The organism is Alphaproteobacteria bacterium, assembly GCA_037146715.1.
Classification (GTDB): Bacteria; Pseudomonadota; Alphaproteobacteria; order UBA7879; family UBA5542; genus JBAWWO01.
Window position 1 is genome coordinate 1 of sequence record JBAWWO010000024.1, and the last position, 4,821, is coordinate 4,821.

4 protein-coding genes and 2 rRNA genes are annotated in these 4,821 nt (G+C 43.6%); 3 read left to right on the forward strand and 3 right to left on the reverse strand.

What is annotated here, in order from left to right; genetic code table 11:
- The 3 genes from WCG05_05570 to WCG05_05580 all read left to right on the forward strand — a co-directional run.
- Positions 1 to 326: ribosomal RNA gene (locus tag WCG05_05570) — 23S ribosomal RNA — on the forward strand; the annotation flags it as partial.
- 198 nt (positions 327 to 524) lie between these two features.
- Positions 525 to 639 (forward strand): 5S ribosomal RNA (gene rrf, locus WCG05_05575).
- Between the two features lie 291 nt (positions 640 to 930).
- On the forward strand, positions 931 to 1,695 hold the full coding sequence (locus WCG05_05580) for a hypothetical protein (GenBank protein MEI8321449.1): 765 nt from the start codon (positions 931 to 933) through the stop codon (positions 1,693 to 1,695).
- A gap of 147 nt (positions 1,696 to 1,842) precedes the next feature.
- Here WCG05_05580 and recJ read toward each other — a convergent pair whose 3' ends face one another.
- From recJ to WCG05_05595, 3 genes are all read right to left on the reverse strand, one after another.
- Entirely contained in the window at positions 1,843 to 3,606 is a 1,764-nt protein-coding gene (recJ, locus tag WCG05_05585; GenBank protein MEI8321450.1) for a single-stranded-DNA-specific exonuclease RecJ, read from the reverse strand.
- Position 3,607: 1 nt separating this feature from the next.
- Positions 3,608 to 3,781, reverse strand: coding sequence for a hypothetical protein (locus WCG05_05590; GenBank protein ID MEI8321451.1), 174 nt, complete (start codon positions 3,779 to 3,781; stop codon positions 3,608 to 3,610).
- 86 nt (positions 3,782 to 3,867) lie between these two features.
- A partial coding sequence (locus WCG05_05595; GenBank protein ID MEI8321452.1) for a hypothetical protein occupies positions 3,868 to 4,821 on the reverse strand: 954 nt, incomplete at its 5' end.

Consider the following 4,821-nt stretch of genomic DNA (forward strand, 5'->3'; position numbering starts at 1 on the left):
TAAAGTGGTACGTGAGCTGGGTTCAGAACGTCGTGAGACAGTTCGGTCCCTATCTACCATGGGTGTTGAAAAATTGATAGGATCTGCCCCTAGTACGAGAGGACCGGGGTGGACGTACCTCTGGTGTACCGGTTGTTCTGCCAAGAGCATCGCCGGGTAGCTATGTACGGACGGGATAACCGCTGAAAGCATCTAAGCGGGAAACCCACCTAGAAACTAGTTTTTCCTACGAGAGGCGTTGTAGACCACGACGTTGATAGGTTGGATGTGGAAGCGTGGTAACACGTGTAGCTAACCAATACTAATCCCTCCATTGGCTTTATCAGATTTCATGTACAGTGAAATTTGTTTTGAATTGCAAAACCTTGTGTTTAATGATCTGTGAGCGGCCTTGCTTAGGCAGGGCCCTCAAAACTTCTTAGAATTCTTTTACAAAGAGCCCTTTATAAGGCCTAAGAAGCAGATCAGAAAAATTTTGTTGTCAAATTATTTACTTTTTAAGAAATTAAAAAGCTCTTAAGTAGCCTGGTGGTTATAGCGAGGAATTAACACCCGATCCCATCCCGAACTCGACCGTGAAAGTCCTCAGCGCCAATGATACTATACCTAGACGTATGGGAAAGTAGGACGTTGCCAGGCTTCTTAAGGGCTTTTTTTTTGCGCCGATTATTTCACTTATACTCGACGCAAAAACTCGTCTTTGTGAGAAGGCCGCAGGCCGACGAAGCAATCCAGCTATCTTCCAGAAACCCAGATCTGTCTGTGTATTACTCCACGAAGTAGTGCACAGACAAATCTGGGTTTTTTCATAAAACCTATCTTTTTGGCTGAGTACTTCGCGAAACTAAGGAGTTGGGGGAATCTTTTTTTCATAACACTCTATGAATGCTTTTTTACATCTGATAATCTCTGAAAAAAAGGAGATATATCATGATCATACGTGCTTTCTTAATTTCATTGTTAGGTCTAGTGGGTATAGAAACTGCTTGCGCTGCAGTCGCTGCAGATTCAGATCCAGAAGAGCAAATAGCGTCATCTAAAGCTATTTTTCACTTTCTGACTGAGGAGGGTTCCCGCAATTGCGATTCCTGCGATTCCTATGATCCATCATCTGTTTATGGAGTATATGGACATATTCTTAGTGTGCCTTCTGTGCCCCCTCCTAAAGACATTAGAGGATATGTCGTAGGGTATTCTCCGGAACAGATGTGGGCGGTTCCTTGGGTGATATTTAATCCAGAAAACCGCGGCAATGGCTTTTTGCAAACGGTAGAGGGCGCTGAAGCTGAGTTAATTATAAACAAGATACAGCAAACACTTTCTGAGCCAAGATTTCGTTTGGAAGTAAGTTGGGCTCCTGGGGGCTTTGGTGTTTTTTTATGGGATATACAAGATGGAGATGCACTATTAGCCTGGAATGACTCATACATGGCTCCAATTGGCAAGGTAACTAATTTCTCCTGTTTTGCCCCCCCCTTTAAGTTTGAATTCACTTTATCTTCGGACTGTTTTCGAATTGAAAAGTTGAATATACCCAAAAGTTTAGATGTTATCCTCAACCCCCTACTGCGGTTTGAATGTGGCGGTTCTATTGAGGTTACTGGCAATGGTTTTATTAGGATTAGTCACCCAGGTCAACCCTACTCATTTGGAGGTAAGACCACAATAATATCTTCTATTGTTTTTCGGCGTTAGGGAAAGATCTTTTTGAAGTACTTACCGTGAAACTGCCCCGTTCCGGTCTTTGCGAGGCTCGAAGAGCCATGACAACCAGGCTGCTGCGGAAAAACCATGGCGGGACGCCATGTAGTGTGGGCTAGGAGAGTAAAGAAAGCTGGCTCCCTATGTCAACAGACAATCATCAATCAGAAAGACGATCTTTTTTCGGCCATTCCAGTGATCTATTTTTAAGGTGCCAATCATATGGCAGGGCTGGGACTTGTGGGTTTTAAGGGCCTTTTCCAGAGGGGTGCCCTTAGCGCGGAAGGCCATAGCCTCAACCTTGTGGCCCGTTTCGGACTTCAACGTACAGGCTAAATGACTTTCCCCTCGCTCTTGAATAAAATCAACATACATGAAGGGTAACAAAACTTTAGGCTTCGGGTTTTCGCAGCCAAAGGGGGCCAACTGGTCCATTTTCTCAATGGTTTCCAGGGTAATGCCCGTGGGCGCTAACAGGGAATGAACATTCAAAACAGTCTCTTCCTCGTTCACAAAAGCATGCTCTTTCAAGAATTTGCGAAAGGCAGGCAGCTGCTCTTGATTTAAGCTGAACCCGGCGGCCATTTTATGCCCACCGCCGTTCAGCAAAAATCCTTTTTTGTGGGCATCCAACATTAAGTTTCCCAAATGCAGTCCTTTGACAGACCGGCCTGATCCTTTGCCATGACCTTTTTCATCAAAGCTAATGACGCAAGTGGGCTTGTCGAAATGCTCCTTTAACCGACTGGCCGTAATACCAATGACGCCGGGATGCCAACCATCAGAATGCACGCAGATCAGGGGATCGTTCTCTGATTTTGCTTCCAGCACTTGCTGCACAGCTTGGGTAAAAACTGCATTCTCCAGAGTTTGCCGGTCTCGGTTAAGCTGACACAGTTGGGCGCCAATAGTCTGGGCAGTTTCAAGGGAATTTGTGGTCAACAGGCGAACCCCCAGGGTGCTGTCTTGTAGGCGCCCCCCGGCGTTAATACGAGGACCCAGGACGAATCCTAAATGATAAGCCTCTAAGGGACCAGTTATCTGAGCCAATTGACTGAGAATTTTTAGACCAAAGTTGGGCGCATGCCTGAAGACTTCTAACCCCTGGCGCACAAAGGCTCGGTTGAGTTTGATAAGCGGCACCATATCGCACACAGTCCCAAGAGCCACCAAATCTAAAAAATGCCGCAGATCGGGAATGGGCGTGAAATTTTCTTTTTTCAACCGCTGCACAAATCCCACCAGAACCATGAATGTAACCCCCACGGCACACAAATAAGTCAACCCACTAGTGTCATTTGGTTGGTTCGGGTTGATGATGAGGGTGTTGGGCAGACTGGGCGCTTTTTCACAGGTGTGGTGGTCAATGACAATCACGTCCAATCCCAATGTTTGGGCGTGTTTTAAAGATTCTTCCGCCGTTGTGCCGCAGTCAACGGTGATCAGCAACGATGTGCCCCGTTCCCGGATAGTTTCAAAGGCTTTGGGGTTGGGGCCGTAACCCTCAGTCAGGCGATCGGGAATGTAAAAATCTAGGGGGTAATCAAGGGCCTTAAAAAAATTAATTAGTAAGGCTGTGGAAGTTCCTCCATCCACATCATAATCACCAAACACAGTAATTTTTTCTTTGTTCTGAAACGCTTTATATAAACGATCAACGGCTTGTTCTAAATTTTTGATGGAAGCAGGGGAGGGGAGTAAATCTTTTAATTTCGGGGAAAGATAATGGGGGGCTTCATCTGGTTGGATGTTTTTCTGGGCCAGCAGGCGGGCTATAATGTCAGGCAAATCATGGGATTGTAAAAGGTGGTGGTACAGGCGTTCATCGAAAGACTTTAAGGCCCATTTTTTATTATTATAGGATGTCCAGGGTTGGTTTTTTAAAAGCTGAGCAGAGGTATCCATCCTAGATCACGTCTGATTCTAGTTTTGCTTTCTCTGCTTTCAATTGGCGAATGTCTGCTTGAACCTCCTCGGGTGAGAGGGGCGCTTTTTCATGGTCAGGGGCATAGGTCAGGTCAGGAAAACTGCTCTGACATCCCGCCAGTAAAAAAAACAACGCTATCACCACAAACTTCATGGACGGATTGTAAGTGATTTTAAGGTGTGGGGCAAGAACTGCCTTTTTTAGTCTTTCGACTCAAGGCAAGAGAAATCTTAAGCATACTATATTATGACTGCAGGCAACCGTAGTACTCGGCTTTCTAAGTTAAAAAGAACTTCCATAAAATTCTTCTTTGGATCATAGGCTACAACCTTGCCATCCCCAGAAACAGCAAAATGATCTACACGTATGTTTGTGGGAGTCATTTCAAGTTTCTGTGTGGAAAAATTGAAGTGAAATAAGCTGCACTCCCCTCTAGCTGCATTACAGTTAGTCCAGAAAATATTAGTATCTTCATAAGTTTCAAAATTACGTAAAAACCCCCATTCAGTTTCGAAAAGCCCAATGGATGTAATATTTCCTGATTCTAAATCAATTATTTTGATTTCATTCTGAGTGTCAGAAAATATAGAGCTAAACAAGGACCACTTACCAGCTGAACCACATAATGTTCCAGTAAGATCAGGATATTCTTTTTGTTTTTCAGATTCTATATTAATAGTTACAAGTGAACTCGTATCAGCTTTGGTATAAGTTACATAATCATTCGTAATAGTGATGGAAGAATCCCGATGACTAAAACCAGGAATTGCAAAATGTCTTAGACGCTCTCCTGCTGAATTGAGCATTTCAAACGTGTTTTGACTACCAAAAACTTGACTACCAAAAATATGTGCTACTTGAAAGGTGGGCCCATTTTTTAGGATTTTCCATAGATAAGACTCCTTTTCTTCTCTTTGGAGGTCCATATAAGATAAGTCTGCACTTCCAAGAGTGCTTTCCACAAGAAAAATTTTTCTTCTGCTATACAGAATATGACAAATTTTCTGATCATTATCAAATAGGCTGCTTTTTTCAAAACGAGCTCTTGAGAGCGGTTCTGGATAGCTTGTCCCCTCAATGAATTTTCCTATTTCTAGATTAATTTCAAAATATTGGCCTTCGTTTGTAACAATAGCCCTGGACCTTGTTGCATAAGTGAGGTCTGAGGGATTTTCTAAATTTCTGGATTTTTT

Coding starts and splice junctions, on each gene's coding strand:
- recJ (MEI8321450.1), bottom strand. CDS start 3,606: ATGGATACCTCTGCTCAGCTTTTAAAAAACCAACCCTGGACATCCTAT.
- WCG05_05580 (MEI8321449.1), top strand. CDS start 931: ATGATCATACGTGCTTTCTTAATTTCATTGTTAGGTCTAGTGGGTATA.
- WCG05_05590 (MEI8321451.1), bottom strand. CDS start 3,781: ATGAAGTTTGTGGTGATAGCGTTGTTTTTTTTACTGGCGGGATGTCAG.